Source organism: Terriglobales bacterium (assembly GCA_035573675.1).
GTDB lineage: Bacteria > Acidobacteriota > Terriglobia > Terriglobales > Acidobacteriaceae > DATMAB01.
Map to the genome: position 1 here is coordinate 192,390 of DATMAB010000027.1, position 20,769 is coordinate 213,158.

17 protein-coding genes are annotated in these 20,769 nt (G+C 66.1%); 7 read left to right on the plus strand and 10 right to left on the minus strand.

The genetic code is table 11. The features are described from left to right. Positions 1 to 70: 70 nt before the first annotated feature. The 4 genes from VNK82_13395 to VNK82_13410 all read right to left on the minus strand — a co-directional run bounded on the left by VNK82_13395 (position 71) and on the right by VNK82_13410 (position 2,532). Positions 71 to 682 carry a thioredoxin domain-containing protein gene (locus VNK82_13395; protein HXE91945.1) on the minus strand — a complete coding sequence of 204 codons (612 nt, stop codon included), beginning with the start codon at positions 680 to 682 and terminating at the stop codon, positions 71 to 73. 112 nt (positions 683 to 794) lie between these two features. Continuing rightward, a complete protein-coding gene (locus tag VNK82_13400) occupies positions 795 to 1,553 on the minus strand; it encodes a hypothetical protein (protein HXE91946.1) in 759 nt (252 codons plus the stop codon). Between the two features lie 34 nt (positions 1,554 to 1,587). Next, positions 1,588 to 1,953, minus strand: coding sequence for a hypothetical protein (locus VNK82_13405; GenBank protein HXE91947.1), 366 nt, complete (start codon positions 1,951 to 1,953; stop codon positions 1,588 to 1,590). Positions 1,954 to 2,082: 129 nt separating this feature from the next. Further along, positions 2,083 to 2,532 carry a group 1 truncated hemoglobin gene (locus tag VNK82_13410; protein HXE91948.1) on the minus strand — a complete coding sequence of 150 codons (450 nt, stop codon included), beginning with the start codon at positions 2,530 to 2,532 and terminating at the stop codon, positions 2,083 to 2,085. 276 nt (positions 2,533 to 2,808) lie between these two features. Here VNK82_13410 and fusA point away from each other — a divergent pair, with 276 nt between their 5' ends. Further along, complete coding sequence (gene fusA / locus VNK82_13415) at positions 2,809 to 4,917, plus strand: elongation factor G (GenBank protein ID HXE91949.1); 2,109 nt, start codon at positions 2,809 to 2,811, stop codon at positions 4,915 to 4,917. 432 nt (positions 4,918 to 5,349) lie between these two features. Next, a complete protein-coding gene (locus VNK82_13420; GenBank protein ID HXE91950.1) occupies positions 5,350 to 5,556 on the plus strand; it encodes a hypothetical protein in 207 nt (68 codons plus the stop codon). A 90-nt stretch (positions 5,557 to 5,646) separates the two neighbouring features. Here the strand turns inward: VNK82_13420 and gltX are convergent, their stop codons facing one another. The 3 genes from gltX to VNK82_13435 form a co-directional block, all read right to left on the minus strand. After that, a complete protein-coding gene (gene gltX, locus VNK82_13425; protein HXE91951.1) occupies positions 5,647 to 7,161 on the minus strand; it encodes a glutamate--tRNA ligase in 1,515 nt (504 codons plus the stop codon). A gap of 92 nt (positions 7,162 to 7,253) precedes the next feature. Further along, positions 7,254 to 8,648 (minus strand): glucose-6-phosphate isomerase, encoded by a 1,395-nt coding sequence (locus VNK82_13430; protein HXE91952.1) that lies wholly within the window; start codon positions 8,646 to 8,648, stop codon positions 7,254 to 7,256. A gap of 200 nt (positions 8,649 to 8,848) precedes the next feature. After that, the gene (locus VNK82_13435) at positions 8,849 to 10,000 is read right to left on the minus strand and encodes an RDD family protein (protein HXE91953.1); all 1,152 of its coding nucleotides are present in this window, start codon (positions 9,998 to 10,000) and stop codon (positions 8,849 to 8,851) included. 93 nt (positions 10,001 to 10,093) lie between these two features. Here VNK82_13435 and lptD point away from each other — a divergent pair, with 93 nt between their 5' ends. The 4 genes from lptD to VNK82_13455 all read left to right on the plus strand — a co-directional run bounded on the left by lptD (position 10,094) and on the right by VNK82_13455 (position 15,773). Continuing rightward, positions 10,094 to 12,508: an LPS assembly protein LptD gene (lptD, locus tag VNK82_13440; protein ID HXE91954.1), complete on the plus strand. Its 2,415-nt coding sequence runs from the start codon at positions 10,094 to 10,096 to the stop codon at positions 12,506 to 12,508. Between the two features lie 511 nt (positions 12,509 to 13,019). Continuing rightward, on the plus strand, positions 13,020 to 14,018 hold the full coding sequence (locus tag VNK82_13445; protein ID HXE91955.1) for a pyridoxal-phosphate dependent enzyme: 999 nt from the start codon (positions 13,020 to 13,022) through the stop codon (positions 14,016 to 14,018). 128 nt (positions 14,019 to 14,146) lie between these two features. Further along, the gene (larE, locus tag VNK82_13450) at positions 14,147 to 14,977 is read left to right on the plus strand and encodes an ATP-dependent sacrificial sulfur transferase LarE (GenBank protein ID HXE91956.1); all 831 of its coding nucleotides are present in this window, start codon (positions 14,147 to 14,149) and stop codon (positions 14,975 to 14,977) included. 244 nt (positions 14,978 to 15,221) lie between these two features. Further along, a complete protein-coding gene (locus VNK82_13455) occupies positions 15,222 to 15,773 on the plus strand; it encodes a hypothetical protein (protein HXE91957.1) in 552 nt (183 codons plus the stop codon). Between the two features lie 64 nt (positions 15,774 to 15,837). Here the strand turns inward: VNK82_13455 and rsmD are convergent, their stop codons facing one another. Further along, the gene (gene rsmD / locus VNK82_13460; protein HXE91958.1) at positions 15,838 to 16,410 is read right to left on the minus strand and encodes a 16S rRNA (guanine(966)-N(2))-methyltransferase RsmD; all 573 of its coding nucleotides are present in this window, start codon (positions 16,408 to 16,410) and stop codon (positions 15,838 to 15,840) included. A gap of 90 nt (positions 16,411 to 16,500) precedes the next feature. Between rsmD and VNK82_13465 the strand changes: the two genes are divergently transcribed. Then, positions 16,501 to 17,604, plus strand: coding sequence for a site-2 protease family protein (locus tag VNK82_13465; protein HXE91959.1), 1,104 nt, complete (start codon positions 16,501 to 16,503; stop codon positions 17,602 to 17,604). Between the two features lie 137 nt (positions 17,605 to 17,741). On the opposite strand, the gene serA is transcribed toward VNK82_13465, so the two are convergent. Next, positions 17,742 to 19,331, minus strand: coding sequence for a phosphoglycerate dehydrogenase (gene serA, locus VNK82_13470; protein ID HXE91960.1), 1,590 nt, complete (start codon positions 19,329 to 19,331; stop codon positions 17,742 to 17,744). Between the two features lie 252 nt (positions 19,332 to 19,583). Further along, complete coding sequence (locus tag VNK82_13475) at positions 19,584 to 20,768, minus strand: alanine--glyoxylate aminotransferase family protein (protein ID HXE91961.1); 1,185 nt, start codon at positions 20,766 to 20,768, stop codon at positions 19,584 to 19,586. Position 20,769: the final 1 nt, after the last annotated feature.

Below are 20,769 nucleotides of genomic sequence, written 5' to 3' on the forward strand. Positions count from 1 at the left end.
CTTATCCGCGTTTATCCGCGTGAATCCGCGGCGAAAAATCTTCTCTCTGCGGTCTCTGCGGTGAGAGTCTTTATTTGGCCGCCCGGATCATCTCGTCGATCAGCGTGAACAGCTCCGAGCGGTCCACCACCTCGACGAACGGCTTGCCGCGCGTGGTATCGCTCACCACGTAGATGGTCGGCGTGTGCGAGACGCCGGTGCGCTGCCCCAGCGTGTAGTCGGCCTTCACCTTGGCGGCCAGCTCGCCCCGCGGATCCACCAGGAAGGGCAGCGGCGTCTTGTGCTCGGCGGCGAAGCGGTCGGCGAAGCTGCGCAGGTTCTCGCGCGTGATCTGCGGCTGGTTCTGGAAGATGAACTCGCGGAACTCGTCGCCCAGTTTCTTGGACTTGGTATCGAAGTAGCGCGCGAACACGTGCGCGTCGAAGCTCCAGTTGTGCATGGGCAGCGGAAAGTCGTAACGCACCAGCGGGATCTTGTAGACGCGCGCCGCCTCGGCCAAAAGCGGGGCCGCCCGCCGGCAGTCCGGGCACTGCAGGTCTTCGAAGACCACGATGGCGACCTTCGCGCCCTTGGGCGGCTTCAGCGCCGCGCTCACCGGAGTCACCGCGGCCTGTTGTGCCACTGCGGCAACCGCCAACACCAGGGTCAAAACCAGGAAGAGAACCCGTTGCTTCTGAACCATTGCCTCTCGACCTCTCAGGAAAGCTGGACGCAGGAAGCCGTCCCCCACGCCTTTCATAGTAATGGATGCGCGCGGGCGGCGTCAGGTCACCTCGGCTTGGCGGCCAGGGCCCTCACTGGCGCGCGTCGTGCTTCCCGAACTTCCACGTGATCTGAACCTGCAAGCCTGCGTCGGGCGTGTGTCGAGTCGCGCCCAGTGGCACGCCCGCCTTGATCTCCCAGTGGTGATTCAGGGCCAAGATCACCTCCGGCACGATGGCCAGCCGGGTGACTCCTTCGCTGAACTCGCGCTCGCCCACCACTTCGAGCACCGGCTGCACCCGCTTTGATACGTGAAACATGGCCGCAAAGCGGTAGAAGAACGTCTTCTCCTTTTCCTCGAAGCGCGCCACTGGCGTCTCGTAACCCAGGTTAGTGTGGGTCCACAGCCGGCGCAGCAGGTGGGTGTCGATGTGGATGGCCGCGCCCAGTTCGTAGGCCCGCTCGGCGACCCGCTTGTCGCCCGTCGGCAGCTTGGCCTCGGGATTGATGGACACCGCAAACTTACGGTGGCTTCCGCCCGCCAGCAGGTAACGGTAGGCGATCTCCACATTGCCCGGTCGGATGTCGGTGCGGCCGTCCTCCTTCCGCCGCGTGAGCGGCGTTGCGATGGAGAACTGCATGCGGGGCGCGAAGCCCCACTCGAACTCCACCGGGACCGCGTCATACACCGGCTGGTCGCGGAAGTACTGCGCCCCGAACTGCAGGTTCCCGCTGCCGCGGGCAAAAGGCGCCGCGAACTCTGTGTTGATGGGTTCACTGTCGTGCGCGAACGCTTCCGCGCAACAAAGCAGAAAGACGATGACGCAGCCTCGCCGGAAACAGGCGTGCATGCTTCCTCCTCGGACCAAGCTCTGGTTGGGGATTTCAGCAGGAGGAAGCTGCGGGAGGTCCGCGTTCGGAGAGCGAGGGGGCCTCCGGCTCGGCGGGGGGCGCCGCCGAAACGCCGACGTGGAGCGGTTCTTCGAGAACCGGCGACCCGGCCAACTGCAGCGTGGGCTCGACCGTTCCCGCCACCAGAGAGACGCAACAGTCATGGCAGCAGTGTTCGGAACGGCTCGGCGGGCCGGGCTGGCGGGATTCTTGCTCGTGCGGACATCCGGGGCCGGCCATGCCCGGCTCGAGCTCCGCCCCGGCGGTGGCGGGCGCAGGCGGAGGCGCCAGCAGCACCAGCGCCACCGGCACGAACAGCAGGATGGCCGTCAGCCGTCGCACACGCTTACCCGAAGACAAGAGTCTACCCCAGAGCAGATTGTTTCCCGCCAGAAAGGTTACGCGCCGGAGCGCTTTCCGTACGCAGTCCGGCGCGTGCTTAACACAGCGTTATCGCAGCGCCCGCCGCGGCGGCGCTAGGTCGTCACGCTACTTCACTTCCACGATGTCCTTCTCCAGCCCTCCGACTGCCGCCAGCACTTCGCCTTTCTCTTTGGCCGGCACCTGGAACTTGTCGAGCGTGGCCGTGAGCAGCTTGACCGACAAATCCCAATCCGCCTTGGTGATTTTCAGGCCGGCGTGCGCGGTCTTCATGTCGCGGCCGTGGTAGGCGCAGGGTCCGCCCGTGGCCTGGCACAGGAAGTCCACGATGTGCTGCCGCGTCTTGGTCACCGAGCTGGTGCTCAGCCCCTGGAAGAAGCGGCCCATCTGCGGATCGGTGGCCAGCCGGTTGAGAAAGTCGTCGGTGACGGCGGCGATCGCGTCGTAGCCGCCCAGGCGTTTGTACAGCGATTCGGTCTTCTGTTGCGGCGCCGCCACGGCCAGCGTCGAGCTCACCAGCAGCACGCACAGCGCGAGTGATACGGATCTCTTGAGCATGGAATTGCCTCCCTTCGGAATCCGGATTCCTCCTCAGTACGAGCGGGACGCGGCAGTGGATTTTAGCATTGAAAAAAGATTTCACCGCCGAGTGCGCAGAGGGACGCGTAATTACCCCGCGTTCTCGGCGGTGCATGGTCTTCGCCTTGAGCCTCTTTTTTCCCGTGTGTTAGCATCGTCGTTTCGATAACCCTCCGGCCGCGGGCCTGTGGGACGCGGCCTCCTGCCAGCCCCAGTGCTCCACAATCCAAGGGATGGCCGAAAAAGGAGCAGTGCGTGAAGGTCTACGAAACCGCCAACCTACGCAACCTGGCCGTAGTCGGACACTCCCATGCCGGCAAGACCTCGCTGGTGGCCGCCATGCTCTATACCGCCGGCTCCACCCAGCGCCTGGGCCGCGTCGATGAGGGCTCCACCGTCACCGACCACGATGAAGAAGAGATTGCCCGCCGGATGTCGATTTCCACCGGCGTGGCCTATGCCGAGTGGGCGGGGAAGAAGATCAATCTCCTGGACACCCCGGGCTTCAACATGTTCGTGCACGAAGCCGAGATCGCCCTCGCCCTGCCCGCCGAATCCGCTCTGGTGGTAGTGGACGGCGTCTCCGGCGTCGAGGTGGTGACCGAGCGTGTATGGGGCTACGCCGAGCACCGCGAGCTGCCGCGCGCCATCGTGGCCACGCGCATGGACCGCGAGCGCGCCGACGCCACCCGCGTCCTGGAATCGCTCACGGCTTCGTTCGGCCGCGCTGTCGTCCCGGTGCAGCTTCCCATCGGCAGCGAGAAGAATCTTTCCGGCGTCGTCGACCTGGTCCGCATGAAGGCTTACACCTACGACCTGGGCGGCAGCGGCAAGGGCAAGGAAGGCGACATCCCCGCCGGCCTGGCTGAGGCCGCCAAGGCCGCGCATGAAAAGCTGGTCGAGCTCATCGCCGAAGGCAACGACGCCCTGATGGAAGAGTTCTTCGACCAGGGCACCCTCTCCGAGGAGCACCTCACCCGCGGCCTGCGCGACGCCATCCGTGAGCACCGCGTCTTCCCGGTGCTGTTCGCTTCCGGGCTGGGCAACGTGGGCACCGACCGCCTGCTGGACTTCATCGCCGAATACCCGCCCTCGCCCGCCGAGCGTCCGCCGGTCCAGGCGGCGGTTCCGAGCGGCAACGGCGAGCCCGCCACGCGCAAGATGGCGGACTCCGAGCCGCTCTCGCTGCAGGTCTTCAAGACGCTCGCCGACCCTTTCGCCGGCCGCATCTCGTACTTCAAGGTCGTCTCCGGCGTGCTGCATTCGGAAGCCACGGTGCAGAACTTCACGCGCGGCTCGAGCGAGAAGATGTCGCACATCTCCGTCATGCAGGGCAAGGAGGCCAAGGCCATCGCCGCGCTGCACGCCGGCGACATCGGCGGCGTCGCCAAGCTGCGCGACACCTTCACGTTCGACACGCTCGGCGACAAGGCCAGCCCCATCCAATACCCCAAGGTCGTGCTGCCCGAGCCCGCCGTTACTTTCGCCATCGAGCCCAAGAGCCGCGCCGACGAAGACAAGCTCTCCACCGGCATCCACAAATTGCAGGAAGAAGACCTGATGGTCCGCTTCTTCCGCGACCCGCAGACCAAGGAGTTCCTGCTGGCGGGCGCCGGGCAGCAGCACGTCGAGGTCATCGTCGCCAAGCTTAAGAAGCGCTATCACACCGAGGTCAACCTGAAGGCGCCCAAGGTGCCCTACCGCGAGACCATCCGCGGCAAGGCGGACGCCCACGGCCGCCACAAGAAGCAGACCGGCGGCCACGGCCAGTTCGGCGACTGCAAGATCAAGATGGAGCCCCTGCCCCGCGGCGGCAAGTTCGAGTTCGTCAATGAGATCTTCGGCGGCGCCATCCCCAAGAACTTCATTCCCGCCGTCGAGAAGGGCATCATCGAGGCCGCCGAGCGCGGCTACCTGGCTGGATATCCCGTGGTGGATTTCCGCGTCATCCTCTACGACGGTTCCTACCACGACGTCGATTCCAATGAACTGTCGTTTAAGATTGCCGGCCGCCTGGCCTTCCGCAAGGCCATGGAGCAGGCCAAGCCCACGCTGCTCGAACCCATCATGAAGGTGGAGATCACCGTGCCCGACGAGTTCGCCGGCTCTATCATGGGCGACCTCAACTCGCGCCGCGGCCGCATCCAGGGCATGGACAACAAGGCCGGCAAGACCATCATCCGCGCCGAATGCCCCATGGCCGAGATGCTCACCTACGGCACCGACCTCACCTCCATGACCCAGGGCCGCGGCTCCTTCACCATGGAGATGGACCACTACGACATCGTCCCCGCCCATCTCCAGGAAAAGATCATCGCCCAGGCCAAGGCCGAACGCGGCGAAATCAAGGAAGAAGAAGAGTAAGACAGTGGCTAGGGGTCAGTGGCTCGTGCCTGGCGAAAGACCTCACCACGGAGACACGGAGGCGAGAATTAGCCGATGCCGATCCTGCTTCGTATCAGGGTACGGCTTCAGCCGTGCCGTCTGAGATGCATAGGAGACCGGCTTTAGCCGCTGCCGAAAGTTTCTCACTCCAGTCCGTCCCATGCGGACTGCCATTCGTCAGCTAGCACGATGATTGCGGGGAGCAGGCCTTCAGGCCTGCGGTCGGCAAATCCAAGTCCCGCCAGGGACGTCATTCGTTAGCTCAGCACGGAAGTGCTGGGTGACCAAAGGACAACGTTCGAGCGCCGCAGGCACGGCACCAACGAAGTCTGGACATTCCACAGCCCGCCGCCGTATCCTCTCGTTTCGCTTCGCCCTTACTGACACCTGACCCCTGGCCACTGACAACGGATGTCCAACTCCCACCAATACGAGCTTTGGGCCCAGAAGAAGGGGCAATGGGGCATGGTGGGCTCGTTCCGCGAGTTCGAGGTCGCCTCCGCCGTCCTGCGCAACTACAAGTACCGCACCCGCCTGGTCCGCGTCGCCTACGAGAACGGCGCTCCCGTGCTCAAAGAAGTCATCGCCGAAGTCGGCGCCACCCGGCAAGAACCCTAGCCGCAGGGTCGGGCTGCCGGACACGAATGTGACCGCCAGCCGGCGCTTGTTTAGGAGCAAGTGTCCGATCCGCTCGGACCGCGACTGCCGCTACTTCGAGGCCGTGGTCTTGGCGAACGCCTCCGCCCGCTCCCCCACGCTCTTGACATGTTGCGGAAGGTCGAGCGCACTGCCCTCTTCCAGGATGGGCACCAGCTTGTCGAAGGCTGGCCCGGAATGCGACCCGGTCAGGATGATGCGGATGGGATGGAACAATTCCCTGCCTTTGGCTCCGGTCTCGGTTTTGATCTCGTTGACCATCGCATTGAAGCGCTCGGCGGTCATCGGGCCGGCCTCCTGCATCATGCGTCGCGCAAACGCTTCCATCACCGCCTTGGCCTTCTCCAGCGCCAGGACCTCGGCGTTGTCCGGCGAGGCCAGCGCCGCCGCGGCGTCGTAGCGAAAAATGAACGCCGCTCGCTCCGGCAATTGCTCCAGCCGATCCACGGACGGCGCCAGCAGCTCGACCAGCTTTTGAAACCACGCCCGCGCGGCTGCATCCGGCTGCTCCGGCAGCAAGCCTGCCGTCACAAAGAACGGCAGCGCCAGCTCCACGATGCGGTCACTCGGGCTCTGTTTCACGTAGTGCCGGTTCAGCCAGTTGAGCTTGTCCATGTCGAAGACCGCAGGCGATGGCGTCACGCGCTCGAGCTGAAACTCTTTCACAAGTTCCTCGCGCGAGAACACTTCGCGGTCGCCGCCCGAGGGCGCCCAGCCCAGCAGGGCCAGGTAGTTCATGAGCGCTTCCGGCAGCACCCCCATGCTGCGGAAGTTTTCGATCGAAGTCGCGCCGTGGCGCTTGGAGAGCCGCTCGCGGTCGCCGCCCAGAATCGTCGAAAGATGCGCGAACTCGGGCACCGGCCAGCCCAGCGCCTCATAGAGCGCCACCTGCTTGGGCGTGTTCGAAAGGTGGTCGTCGCCGCGGATGACGTGCGTGATCTGCATGGCGGCGTCGTCGATCACCACCACATAGTTGTAGACCGGCATGCCGTTGGAGCGCAGGATGATGGGGTCGCCCACGGCCTCGTGCGCAAACTCCACGTCGCCGCGTACCAGATCATGGAAGCGGATTGGATGCTCTGGAATCAGTAGCCGGATCGCGGCCGCTTCGCCCGCGGCGCGGCGACGCTTCGATTCCCCTGCATCGATCGTCCGGCACTTGCCCGAATAATGTTGCGGAAGATGCTCTGCGATGGCCCGTTGCCGCTCGCGCTCCAGCTCCTCCGGCGTGCAAAAGCAGAGATACGCCTTGCCCTCCGCAAGCAGCCGCTCGGCGTTTTGCCGGTAAAGCTCCAGCCGCTCGGACTGCCGGTAGGGCGCGTGCGGCCCGCCCACGTCCGGACCCTCGTCCCAGTCCAGTCCGAGCCAGCGCAGGTCGTCGTAAATCAGGTCTTCGAAGCGGGCCTCGCTGCGCTCCAGATCGGTGTCTTCGATGCGCAGGATGAACGTGCCGCGCTTCTGCCGCGCGAACAGCCAGTTGAACAGCGCCGTGCGGGCGTTGCCCACGTGCAGATGTCCGGTGGGAGAGGGCGCAAAGCGGACGCGAACCTTGTTTTCACGGGGCACGGAACGATGTTAGCAGAGGGATTTGATGATCTCTGGGTAGTGCGCCCACTGCGGACCCGGAAGTACCCGCACTTGATCCGTGTTCATCCTTGTCAATCCTGGGGCTGGCCTTTCGTCTCCCGCAGTCCCTTGGCGTACTCCTCATATCCCTTGCGCCCCATCAGCCCGTAGGTCATCTTCTTGCCCAGCTCGACTCCGGGCTGGTCGAAAGCATCCACTCCGTAGAGTTCGCCCGCGAAGGCGGTCTGGAACATCAGCATCTGGAACAGCGCGCCGACCGTGTATTCGTCCACGCGCTCGAGCTTCCAGCGGCAGTTGGGACGCCCGGCCGCGGTCAGCGCCGCTTGCGTGGCCCATCGTTCCGCGCGGAACAAGGCCGAAAGCTTCTTGCCGCCCAGGTACCCGCAGGAGTCGCGCTGGCGGAAATCGCGCGGGATGGATACCTCGACGCGCGGGCGCTCCACTTCCCAGAAGGTCACCATCTTGTCCCGCGGCCCTTCCATGTAGAGCTGGAGCTGCGAGTGCTGGTCGGTGACGCCCAGTGCCGCCACCGGCGTCTGCCCGGTCTCGACCACCTCGCCCTTGCGGTTCACGCGCTTGCCCAGGCTTTCCGCCCAGAGCTGCCGGTACCAGAAGGCCGCTCCCCACAGATAGGAGGAATACGCGAAGACCACCTCGATGGATTTTCGCTTCTTGGTGTGGAGGCCGTGATGGAGCACGGCCGCAGCCAGCGCCGGATTCTCTGCCATCTTTTCTGACCAGCACAGGGCATTCGCATCGCGCGCCCCGCGCAGCAGCTTGCCGACATCGAGCCCGCAGAGCGCGGCCGGCAGCAGCCCCACGGGGCAAAGCACGCTGAAGCGTCCGCCCACGTTGGGCGGGACGAAGAACAGCGGGTATTGCTCTTCTTTGGCGATGGTCAGCAGGTCGCCCTTGTGCGGGTCCGTGACCGCGATGATGCGCGCCCGCGCCTTGCGCCCCATGGCTTTCACCATCCAGCGGCGCACGATCATGAAGGTGGAAAGCGTCTCCGCAGTCGAACCCGACTTGGCGATCACGCACGCGGCGGTGCGCCGCGGGTTCAACCGCGCGAGCGCCGCGGCCACGAAACCCGGATCGATGTTGTCCAGCACCACCAGGCGCGGGCGCGGCGCACCTCGCTTCCCCTTGCGGGTGATCTGCACCGGATGCGGTCCGCGCATGGCGACGTCCAGGGCGTAGGCGCCCAGCGCCGAGCCGCCAATGCCGACTACCAACACATCGTCAATCGCGGGACGCAGGTCGTCGGCGAACTCCGTGACCGCGCGCAGGACGGCGCGGTCTTCGGGCAACCACGGGAATCCAACGTCTCCTGAATCCGCGCGCTTGCGGAACGCCTTCACCGCGGAAGCAGCCGCGCCGGCATCGAGATCGGCCGGCCGCAGCCCTTCCTGGCCTACGGCGGCAGCCAGCGCGTTCGTGTAGGCAAAGCGGACAGGGAACTCCATGGCCGCAGCATTAGAACGCAAATCGCCGCGGAAAGAAAACTGGAAGCGCCATCGAATACCCTCTTTGCAGAGACGTTGCTTGCAACGTCTCCGCGACTGCGGAAGAAAACTGTGGGCCGCACTCAGCGCCATGGAGAGACGCGGCTTGCTGCGTCTCAGAGACGTTGCACACAACGTCTCTACGGGAGAGTGATGGACGTCTAGTCCGGCGCGATCAAGAACGTCCGCGTAATGCGGTCGTGCCAGGCGAGCGAGTCCTCATCCACCAGCGACCACAGAAACCCTAGGCCGAGCGAGATGCAGGAGACCACCACGGCCAGCGCCCGGTTGCGCCGCTCGACGCGCCACGGCCGCTCGCCCTCGAAGGTGCGCAGCTCCAGGCGGGCCACGCGCATACCCGGCGTGGTCCCGCCGTAGACCAGGAACAGATACTGGTAGAGGCACCAGAAGGCGGTGGGCACGGCCAAGAGCGCTGCCAGCAGCAGCTTGCCCGCGGGCGGCGTCCCGGCAATCTGCAGGAAGACGGCGGCGAACAGGACGGTGGCTACCAGCACGACCAGCACATCCACCAGGGCGGCGAACAGGCGCAGCTCGATGGGAGCGACCGGCAGCGGCAGGTCGATGTTCTCGGCGTCAGCGGGCAGCGGCGCTTCGTCCGTCTCCAGGGCCAGCGCCAACTCCGAAGAGACGGCTTCGGCGGCTTCCTCGACGGGCGGCGCTTCCAGGATCTGGGGCGCGTCAGCGACCGGCTCTGCCAGCTCCTCGGTTTCAGCAACCGGGACGCTGGGCGCAGGGACTGGAGGCGGCTCCGGGACTCCCGGCGCGCGATACTCCACGCGCGCGGCCGGGCCCGCGGCCACCTGCAGGCGCGGGAAGACGATGACGTTGGGCGCTTCGGGGGCAGCGCCTTCCGCCTCGAAATTCAGGCTGAGTGAGGCGTTCTCGGCGCGCCGCCGCCGGCGCGACCGGTAGGCGTGGAGGCGCGAAGCCACTTCCTGCCGCCAGTCGGCGCCATTCGGCGGAGCCGAGCGATAGAGGTCCTGCGCCGTGGCGGTCGCGGTGACCGGCGTGGCGGCAGCCATGAGCGGCGTCACCGGCGTGTCCCGGGCGGCGGTCGCCGCAGGCGCGCTGCCCGTCTCCAGGATCTGGTCGGCTTCGAAGGCGGAGGTGGCGCCGGCGAACTGCTCGGCGCGCGCTCCCTCCAGGGCTTCCCCTTCGAGCGATGCCGCGAAGCTCTCTTCGCTGGGCGTGTAATCTTCCGGGTCGATCAGGACGGCGACGTGGGAGCCGGCATCCGTGCCCTCCTGCGTGAAGCCGCAGGTGCACGGGTCTCCGCAGCGCGGACAGGCCATGAGCAGATTGGGAAAAGCCGCCGAGAGCCGCGTGCGTGCCGGGGAAGCGGTTTGGCGCGCGGCATTCGGCCGTGCTACCTTCGAGCGCTTCCCATGACGCGCCGCACTCGTTTTCATATCACGGCGGTCCTTCTCTGTCATCTGCTTCTCGCTACTCCGGTGTTTACCAGCCAGTCACCGCCCGAACCGTCCTCCGCCGGCCAGGAACCGGCTTCCGGGAGTGCGCCCGAGGGCGAGAGCGTCATCCTGCGCGCCCGCGAGCAGGAAAAGTCCGGCGAGCGGTTCGAGCTGCGCGGCGAGGTCGAGATCCTCTACGGCGACTTCGTTCTGCGCGCCGACCGCGTCTCCTACGACGCCGCCACCGGCCAGGCCACGGCCGAAGGCAACGTTCGGCTCGAGGGCGGCCCCCACGCCGAGCACATCGAAGCCACGCGCGCCACCTACAACCTGCGCACCGAGACCGGGGAGTTCGAAGACGTCTCCGGCACCATCGGCGTCCGGCTGACTGGTCGCAGCATCACGCTGACCACCACCAACCCCTTCGCCTTCCGCGGACGACGGGTGGAAAAGACCGGCCCCAGGCGCTTCATCGTCCACAGCGGCATGGTGACCTCCTGCGAGATGCCGGATCCGCGCTGGAGCTTCCACACCGCGCGCGCCGTCATTGAGGTCGACGAGACGGCGCGCATCTACAACAGCACCTTCCGCGTCAAGAAAGTGCCGGTGTTCTACTTCCCCTACGCGCAGCATCCGGTGGGCCGGGTGAAGCGGCGCTCCGGCTTCCAGGTGCCCACGTTTGGAACGTCCTCGCGCAAGGGAACGATCCTGGGCGAATCGGTCTATTGGGCCATCAATCGCAGCGCGGACGCGACCGTGGGCGCCGAATACTGGTCCGAGCGCGGGTGGGCGCAGCACGGCGAATTCCGCGCCCGCCCCAGCCAGACCTCGCGCGTCTATGCCAGCTACTACGGCGTGCTCGACCGCCAGGACCAGGACGGCCAGGACGTCCGCTTCAACGCTGAGGGCCACTTCCCGCGCGGCTTCCGCGGCGTGGCCGACCTGAACTACCTCAGCTCCTTCGTTTTCCGCCTGGCCTTCACGGAGACCTTCTCGCAGGCGGTGAACTCGGAGGTGAAGTCCAAGACCTTCCTCTCCAAGGACTGGAACGGCTTCTTCTTCAACGGTTTTGCCGCCCGCTACCAGAACTTCCAGAGCACCACGCCCGGCGACGTGGTCACTATTTGGCACGCGCCCAGCGTGGAAGTCTCGACCGTGGACCAGAAGCTGGGCGGCTCGCCCGTGTACTGGTCGCTGGATACCTCACTGGGCGGCCTGTCGCGCAAGGAGCCGGCCTTCCGCACCAGCGACATGGTAGGCCGCTTCGATATCTACCCTCGGGCTTCGCTTCCCCTGCATCACAAGGGGTGGTCGTTCCGTCCCGAGGTGGCGTTGCGCACGACGTACTACACGGAGCGGCAAGTCCTGACCGGCGGAACACTTTCCACGACCGATGAAGCCGTGAACCGGCGCGCGCTCGAGACCGTGCTGGAGGTGCGTCCGCCGGCGCTGGGGCGCATCTTCGAGCGGCCGGTGCGGGGCGCGAAGCTCAAGCACGTGGTCGAGCCCAGGGTGATCTTTCGGCGCGTGAGCGGCGTCAACGCCTTTCCCAACATCATCCGCTTCGACGCCCGCGACATCCTGAGCGACACCGCCGAAATCGAATATGGCGTAGTGCAGCGCTTCTACGCCAAGCGGGTGGAGCCGCGGCCGGATTGCCCCGCGCTGCCCCAGGTCAGCGGGCCCTCCTACGAGGAGGACGTGTTCGGGGAACGGCCGCAGGTGGCCCTCGAAGAAGAAGACTGCGGCCCGGCCGAGGCCCGCGAAGTGGTCACCTGGGAGGTGGCGCAGAAATATTTCTTCAACGAGGACTTCGGCGGCGCGCTGGTGAACGGCAAGCGCAACGTGTTCACCACCTCGGTGGATTTCGCCGGCATCGCTTTCCTGACCGAGCCGCGGCGCTTCTCGCCGGTGATTTCGCGGCTGCGGGTGCGGCGCGGGCCCAACACCGACGTGGAATGGCACCTCGACGTCGACCCCAAGGAGAACCGCATCAACGCCTCGACGGCGCTGGTGAACCACCGCGTGCGCGAGTTCTTCCTGGGCTTCAGCCACGCCTACCTGCGCACGCCGGGCGAGATCTTCGTCTCCGTGCCCGGGAGCGTGCCCACGCCCGACCGCTTCAATCAGTTCCGCTTCCTGGCGGGCTGGGGGCATCCCAACAAGCGGGGCATCAGCACCGCGGCCAACATCGGCTTCGACGCTCACTTCAACTTCCTGCAGTACGCCGCCTTCCAGACCACCTACAACTGGGACTGCTGCGGGCTGAGCATGGAATACCGCCGCTTCGCCCTGGGCCAGGTACGCAACGAGAACCAGTACCGCTTCGCCTTCACCCTGGCCAATATCGGCAGCTTCGGTAACCTGCGCCGGCAGGAGCGGATCTTCTAGATTCTCACCGCAGAGGCCGCAGAGATCGCCGAGGCTAAATGGAACCGGCTTCACCCCAAGCGGAACCGGCTTGCCGATTTCAGTTCCGAAGGAGCGGGCAGAACTGTAGCCCACGGCGTCAGCCGTGGGTCGACGTGAAACAACCGTCGAGCCCCAGCGGGGCGAAAGAAGGAACGAAACCGAAAGCTGAGGCCTCGGATCCATGATTTCCCACTGCTACGTTGTGATTTTTCCTCTTGACAAATGGCTATAAATGCTATACTTATGTCGGTCGAATTGACCGGTGGCAATAACTCCTTCGTCTGGAATATTTTGCCTCTAGGCTCTTTGACATCAATATTTTGCCTGAACCAGATTCGACAACCCCTGTGTTTTGAGGATTTTGCGCCAAAATACCGGGGGGGAGGGTCCGATAGACTCCGGACGGCAGTAGGGCTGCACATCGGCCGGCCGAAAGGACAGTCGCGAGAACGGGCGAATCCGGCAGCAAGCAGCGAGCATCTCTAGCGCCGTGGCCAGCCTGCGGTGGTCGGAGGTCGAGCGTGCTCGGGAGATCGTCGGCCGCCATCTGAAGCCGAGCCGGCTGGTGGAGGCGGTCTCGCTCTCGCGAGCGACCGGGGCGCGGGTCTTTCTCAAGCTGGAGTCGGAGCAGCCCACGGGCTCGTTCAAGCCGCGCGGAGCGATCACGGCGCTGGCGTGCAACCTGGAGCGCGGCCCGGTTGCGGGCGTGGTGGCAGCGAGCACGGGGAATCATGGCGCGGCCACCGCTTATGCGGCGCGCCTGCTGGGCGTGCCCGCGACCGTGTTCCTGCCGGCAGGTCCGAACCCGGTCAAGCGACAGCGCATCGCCGAACTGGGCGCGCATATTGTCGAGGGCGGGCGCGACCTGGTGGAGGCGCTCGACCGGGCCGCTCTGTTCGCGCGCGAGCGCGGGCTTTACTTCATGGAAGACGGCCGGGATGTGGACATGCGGCCGGGCACGGCCACCATCGCCTGCGAGGCGCTGGAGCAGTTGCCGGACGCCGACGTGTTGTTCGTCCCCATGGGCGACACCACGCTCATCCGCGGCGTGGCCTTCGCCGCCAAGCATCTGAAGCCGGGAATCCGGATCATCGGCGTGCAGGCCGAGCGGGCCCCGGCGTACACGCTCTCCTGGCGCGCCGGCAAGGCCATTGCCACCGAGACTTGCGACACCATCGCCGACGGCCTGGCCACGCGCCGCCCGCTGGAAGAAAACGTGCGTGAGCTCCGCGAGCTGGTCGATGATGTGCTTCTGGTGAGCGAGGACGAGATGCTGGCTGCCATCCGCCGCCTGCATCTCGATGAGCAGGTGGTGGCTGAGCCCGCCGGCGCGGCCACCACGGCGGCGCTGTTGCAGGAATACACGACTCCCACGTCTGCGCCGAACAGCGGGGCGCAGACATATGGCACCTTCGCGGGAAAGAATGTCGTGCTGCTGGTGACGGGATCGAATGTGGCGCCGGAGGTGCTGCGGGCGGCGATGTCTTAACCACAGAGGACACAGAGGGACCGAGGGAACAGCAAATCTGGTCATGTCGTCATCTGGTCATCTCGTCATCTGAAAGCCAAGACCCGATTCCCTGTGTTCCTCCGTGACCTCTGTGGTTAGATAGACACGTGAGTCTGGACGGCAAACGCGAAGTGCTGGATAGGAAGCTGCGCGGGCTAGGGCCGCTGCTGGTGGCCTACTCGGGCGGGGTGGACTCGGCGTTCCTGGCCTGGGCGGCGCGCGTGGCGCTGGGCGAGAAGATGCTGGCCGTGCTGGCGGATTCTCCCTCGCTGGCGCGGGCGCACCGCGCGGATGCGGTGGCGTTTGCCGAAGAGCAGCGCATTCCGCTGGAGATCATTGCCACCGAAGAACTCGACCGGCCGGAGTACGCGCGCAACGACGCCGCCCGCTGTTTCCATTGCAAGGACGAGCTGTTCACGGTTCTGGAGGGGCTGCGGCAGCAGCGCGGCTTTCAGGCGGTCGCCTACGGAGTGAACCTCGACGACCTGGGCGACTTCCGCCCCGGACAGCAAGCCGCACGGCAGCACGGCGTGGCCGCCCCGCTGGTGGACGCCGGGCTGACCAAGGCGGAGATCCGCGAGCTGGCCCGGCAGAGCGGCCTGCGGGTGTGGGAGAAGCCGGCTTCGGCGTGTCTTTCCTCGCGCATCGAGTATGGCCGCCCGGTCACGCGTGAGGCGCTGGCGCAGGTGGAAGAGGGCGAGGACGCGCTGCGCGCGCTGGACTTCCGCCAGTTCCGCGTCCGCCATCATGGCGAGACGGTGCGCATCGAGATCGCGGTGGAGGAGATGCCACGCGCCCTGACGCCGGAGATGGCGCAGGAGTTCACCCGCATCTTCAAGGCGCTGGGGTTCACCTACGTCACGCTCGACCTGGAGGGCTACCGCACGGGCTCGATGAACGCGGTGCTGCCGGCGGCGGCGCTGCGCAGGGCGCGGTAGCGGGTTTGCCGGCGCTCGTCGATCCCACGTTTGCGTCGAAAAGCGTGGCGCAAACATGGGGCACGACACCTCCGCTCACCTGCCGAAACGCCAAGGACGCAACTCGGCTGGCAGCCGAGGGCGGTAACTGCCAACAAAGCCACTTTGGTAACCCTGCGACCCCGTCAAGATACTTGCCTGCGACATCTAATTGGGTTAAGAGACGGTTAAACGCTGAGGTGGAGGCCAGTTTCGGGGAGCGACGATGATTCCGGAATCCCATCCGCTGCAGCAGTTCTTCCATGAGCTGGTGGAGCGCAAGTTCTCGGAAGACCTGAACCTGCGCAACGTCGAGCTGAGCCACTACGTAGCGGGCGTGCTGACCGAGTTCACCGAGGTGGAGCAGCTCTTCAAGATCCGCAACGCGGCCGGCAAGCCGCTGGACGACGTGGGCGAGATGCTGCTGGAGTCCGACCCGGTGTTCGGCCCGGCGCCCTCGTTCGACCGCGAGCGCCAGGTGCGCAAGCACATCGGCGACTACACGCTGTTCTTCACCGGGATGTTTCCGGAGGCGGTGAACCGCTTCCGCCTGCGCCGCCACCGCCTGGAAAGCTTTGTGGACTGGATGAGGGCGGGCAAGGAGAGCTACTACATCGTGAGCAAGTTCGAGTTCTTCGAGTACGCCAAGGTGGCGCCGCTGTTCGCGCACCTGGCCAGAGAATTCGAGAGCTGCGTCTACGGGCTCAACATGGTGAAGAACGAGCTGGCGGCCATGCAGCATCCCATCGCGAGAAGGACGGAAGAACTGCTCATGTAACCGCGGATGCTACTCGCTTTCCGCTTTCCGCTCTCCGCCTTCCGCTCTCCGTAATCGACGCCCCTCACGCTGATTCGAGCTTGTAAAAGCTCAGCACGGTGTCGCCCTGATCGAGCCGGCGGAAGCGACGCAAGCGGCTGACGGCATCGCCGGGGTCGAAGCGGCGGTCGTGCTCAGCGATGACGATGCTGGAGGGGCCGAGGAGCTTCGAGCCTGCCAGGAAGCGCAGCGTCTGCTCATACGCCCCGGTTTCACGATAGGGTGGATCGAGGAAGACGTAGTCGCAGGCCGCACTCTGAGCGTCGAGCCGGCGCAAGGCGGGCAGGACATCCTCCTCCAAGACGGCGAACCCCTGCGTGAGGCTGAGCGCCTTCAGGTTGGCGCGGATGCACTGGGCGGCGGCGCGCGCGGCTTCGACAAAGTACACCTGCCGCGCGCCGCGGCTGAGGGCTTCGATGCCGACAGCGCCGCTGCCGGCGTAGAGATCGAGCCAGGCGCTTCCCTCGAGCGGCGGTCCCGGGCCGGCGGCGAGGACGTTGAACAACGTCTCGCGCAGGCGGTCGGAGGTGGGACGCACTTTCAGACCGCGGGGCGCGGCCAGTTTGCGGCTGCGAAATCTTCCGGCGATCACCCGCATGGAGACGCGCCGCGGAACCGCAAGCGGCCGGCGCGCGTCCAAGTGTATACAATGGGGGTGTAAGCGCAGCGCACGCAAGCTCGTCCTTCCATGAGAAGTTGGTCGATTCCCGCAGGACGCTTATTCGGCGTCGAGGTCCGCATCCACCTGACCTTCCTGTTCCTGCTGCTGTTCGTGTGGATGACGGAAGCGCCGCAGGCCGGAGGGGTGGGCCGAGGGCTGGCGCTGGTGGGGCTGATCTTCGCTTCCGTGCTGGCACACGAGATGGGCCACCTGGCGATAGCCCAGCAGGTGGGGATGCCGGTAAGGGTCTCGCTGCTGCTGCCCATCGGCGGACTGTCCTTCAGCGAGGAGAGCAGCTTCAACCGGTCGGCGTCGCCGTTGCGGCGCGAGATACCCGTGGCCCTGGCCGGACCGGTGGTGAGCCTGGGCATCGCGATGCTGGCCATTATGCTGGCGCTGGCGCTCTCGCCGGAGGCGTTGATCTGGAAGCGTCCATATCTGCACTCCGGGGACCTGCTGCGCAGCCTGGTATGGGTGAACCTGTACCTGGCGGCGCTGAACCTGCTGCCGGCGTATCCGCTGGACGGCGGCCGGGTGCTGCGGGCGCTGCTGGCGCAACGCATGGAACTGCTGCCCGCCACGCGCGTGGCGGTGACGGTGGGCCAGGTGTTCGCCATGCTGTTCATGCTGGCGGGCGGGGTGTGGAACTACTGGCTGACCATGGTGGGACTGTTCCTGTTTTTCGCGGCGCAGATCGAGGAACGCACCATGGTGTTCCAGTCGGTGCTGGAGACGGTGCGGCTGGAAGACGTGATGCTCACCGACTTCTCGACGCTCTCGCCGGCAGACACGCTGGAGGACGCGCTGAACAAGGCGGTGCACACGCTGCAGGACGACTTTCCGGTGGTGCGCGGCAGCGACATGGTGGGGGTGGTGTCGCGGCAGAAGATCGTGGAGGCGCTGCGCGCCAACGGCAACGCCTATGTGCAGTCCATCATGAGCCGGGCGTTCGAGATCGCCGGCCGGGACGATTCCCTCGCCCTGGCCTTCCGCAAGCTCTCCGCCCGCGGCCTGACCATCCTGCCGGTGGTGGAGCAGGAGCGCCTGGTGGGCATCATCACCCTGCAGAACCTGATGCACAGCATCGGACTGCTGGCCGAGAGCCGCATGCTGCAAAAAGACCAGAGCTAGCTCACTCACCACCGAGACACAGAACGATTGACAATTGGTTCATTTGTTCATTGAGGATTGGCTGCAGCACTCGTCAATGACTCAATGTTCCAATCGTGACTTGTGATCTGGTCCGCCGCGCGCCTGCGGCAAGCTCCCTACACCTTGATGGCGCGGGCGGCGGTGACGGCCTCGATGGTGCGCAATTCTTCCAGCACCAGCGGAGGAACGGGGTCGTCCACGTGGACCACGGCGATGGCCTGGCTGGATTTGCCGTCGCGCTCGCGGCGGCCGAGGGAGAAATCGGCGATGTTGATGCCGTGCTGGCCGAGGATGGTGCCCACGCGGCCGATGACGCCGGGGACGTCGCGGTTGCGCAGGTAGATGAGGTGTCCTTCGAGCGGGGCTTCGATGTCGATCTCGTCCACGGCCAGCAGGCGCGGCCGGTTGCCATGCAGCACCGCGCCTTTCACCAGGCGCTCGCCGGCGCTGGTCTTGAGCAGGACGGAAAGCACGCTGCCGGCGCCGCCGCCGGGAGTCTTCTGCTTCTTCGATTCGTGCAACTGGATGCCGCGCTCGGCGGCCAGCGAGGCGGCGTTCACCAGGTTGGCCTTTTCGGCCAGCATCTGGTTGAGGATGCCCTTGATGGCGGCGTTGCGGATGAGGTCGGTCTTCCACTCGGCGAGCACCCCGCTGTAGCGCAGCGAAATCTCTTCCAGGTTGCCGTCGGCCACCTGGGCGAGGAAGGCGCCCAGGCGCTCGCCCAGAACGATGTAGGGCTGCATCTCGACGTACTCTTCGTGCGAGACCGAGGGCACATTGACGGCGTTCTGGATGACGCCGCGCTTGAGGTATTCCTTCACCTGAAGGGCGATCTGGTAGCCCACGGCTTCCTGCGCCTCGCGCGTGGAGCCGGCGATGTGCGGGGTGACGACGACGTTCTCCAGGCCCAGGAGCGGCGAATGTCGGGGCGGCTCCTCGGCGAAGACGTCGAGGGCGGCGCCGGCGACCTGACCGGACTGGAGCGCCGCCGCGAGCGCGGCTTCGTCGATGAGCTCGCCGCGGGCGCAATTGATGAGGCGCACGCCTTTTTTCATCCTGGCGATGGCTTCGGCGCTGATCATGCCGGCGGTCTGCGGGGTCAGGCCGACGTGCAGCGTCAGGTAGTCGGCGGCGGCGAACACGTCGTCCAGCGATTCCAGCTCCACGCCCAGCTCGCGAGCCACGGCGGTGGAGATGAACGGGTCATGCGCGAGCAGCGGCATGCCGAAGGCGCGGGCGCGGCGCGCGACCTCCATCCCTACGCGGCCGAGGCCGACGATGCCCAGCGTCTTGCCGCGCAGCTCGGTGCCCTGCAGGGATTTCTTCTCCCACTTGCCGGCGCGGGTGAGTGCGTCGGCGCGCGCGAGGTGGCGGGCGAGCGCCAGCATCAGCCCGAGCGTGTGTTCTGCCACGGCAACCGCGTTGGCGCCGGGGGTGTTCATCACCGCGATGCCGCGGCGGGTGGCGGCGTCGAGGTCGATGTTATCCACACCCACGCCGGCGCGGCCGATGACCCGCAGCTTCTTGGCCGCTTCGAGCAGGCGGGCGTCCACATCCACCGCCGAGCGCACGATGAGGGCGTCGGCGTTCACGACTTCGGCGGCGAGGTCCGTGATCTCTTCCGGCGTCACCAGCTTCCAGCGCGACTCGGCGCGGAAAACGTCGAGGGCGGCAGGAGAGATTTTTTCGGCAATGACGACCTTCATGGGCGCAGAGAATACGTTACGCGGCTGAGGAGAGTTCGTCGAGAGCGAACCTCAACGCCAAAAGCTCAACCACAAAGGACACAAAGGCAGCACGAAGGAGCCTGGGCAAGCGATCCGCTGATCGAAAAACGGACGCGGAACCTGTCTTGCTTTCTTTCTTTTTGCCTCAGAGGCTAAAGCCCTATGTCCTCCCGCACTGTGACGGCACGGCTGAAGCCGTGCCCCTCCGAAAGACAGGAGATGGCAACGCTTCTAGCGCGCGCTGGTTGCGGCGTGGGTTTCGGCGGCGCGGAAATAGACTTGCTGGGCGACACGCAGGCCGGCGCCGAGTTCCACCGGTGCGCCGACGCGCAGCAACACCTGCTCCAGCGCGGCGAGCACGGCGACCGTATCAAGATAGTCGTAGTAACCGAGGTGGGCGATGCGGAAGAGCTTGCCTTTCATTTCGCCCTGGCCGTTGGCCACCACAGCGCCGAACGACTCGCGGAACTCCTTGACGATGACGCCGGAATCCATGCCGGCGGGCGGCATGATGGCGGTGAGCGCAGCGGCGGGCTGGGAGGCGAACAGCTTGAGGCCGAGCGCCTGGGCGGCGGCACGGGTCATCTCCGCGGCCAGCTCGGCGTTGGCGATGAGCGCAGCGCGCCCGGCGGCCAGGTCGCCTTCGCCCGAGGCGCGGATGTAATCGAGCGCGGCGGCCAGCCCGGCGATCAACGAGATTGCAGGCGTGAACGCCGATTCGCCCTTGGCGTTGGCTTTGCGCTCCTGGCGCAGGTCGAAGTAGTAGCGCGGGGATTGCGTGGTTTCCATCCGCTGCCAGGCGCGCTCGCTGACGGCCAGGTAGGCGAGGCCGGGCGGGATCATCACGGCTTTCTGGGAGCCGCCGATGATGAGGTCGATGCCCCAGCCATCCACATCGAAACGCGTCGTGCCCAGGCCGGTGATGGCGTCCAGCACCAGCAGGGCGTCGCTGGCGCGCGTGAGGCGGGCCACGGCTTCCACGTCGTGGCGCACGCCGGTGGAGCTTTCCGTAGCCTGCAGAAAAACGGCGCGAACGTCGGGCGTGAGCCGGGCGCGGACGGCATCGAGCGGGAACGTTTCCCCGTAGGGTGCGGAGACCACCTCGACCTGGCAGCGGAAAGCGCGGGCGAGGTCGCACCAGCGCTCGCCGAACTTGCCGGCAGTGAGCACCAGGACGCGGTCGCCGGGCGAGGTGAGGTTGGAGACGGCGGCTTCCATAGCGCCGGTGCCGGAGGCGGCCAGCACCACGACGTCGCTGGCCGTGCCGATGAACGCGCGCAGGTCGTCGAGCACGCGGCGGAAGAGGGCACGGAAGGCGGCGGTGCGGTGATGCATCTCGGCCGCGGCCATGGCGGACTGCGCCGCGGGCAGCAAAGGCGTGGGGCCGGGAGTGAAGAGCCGGGTCTTTCGCAGCATG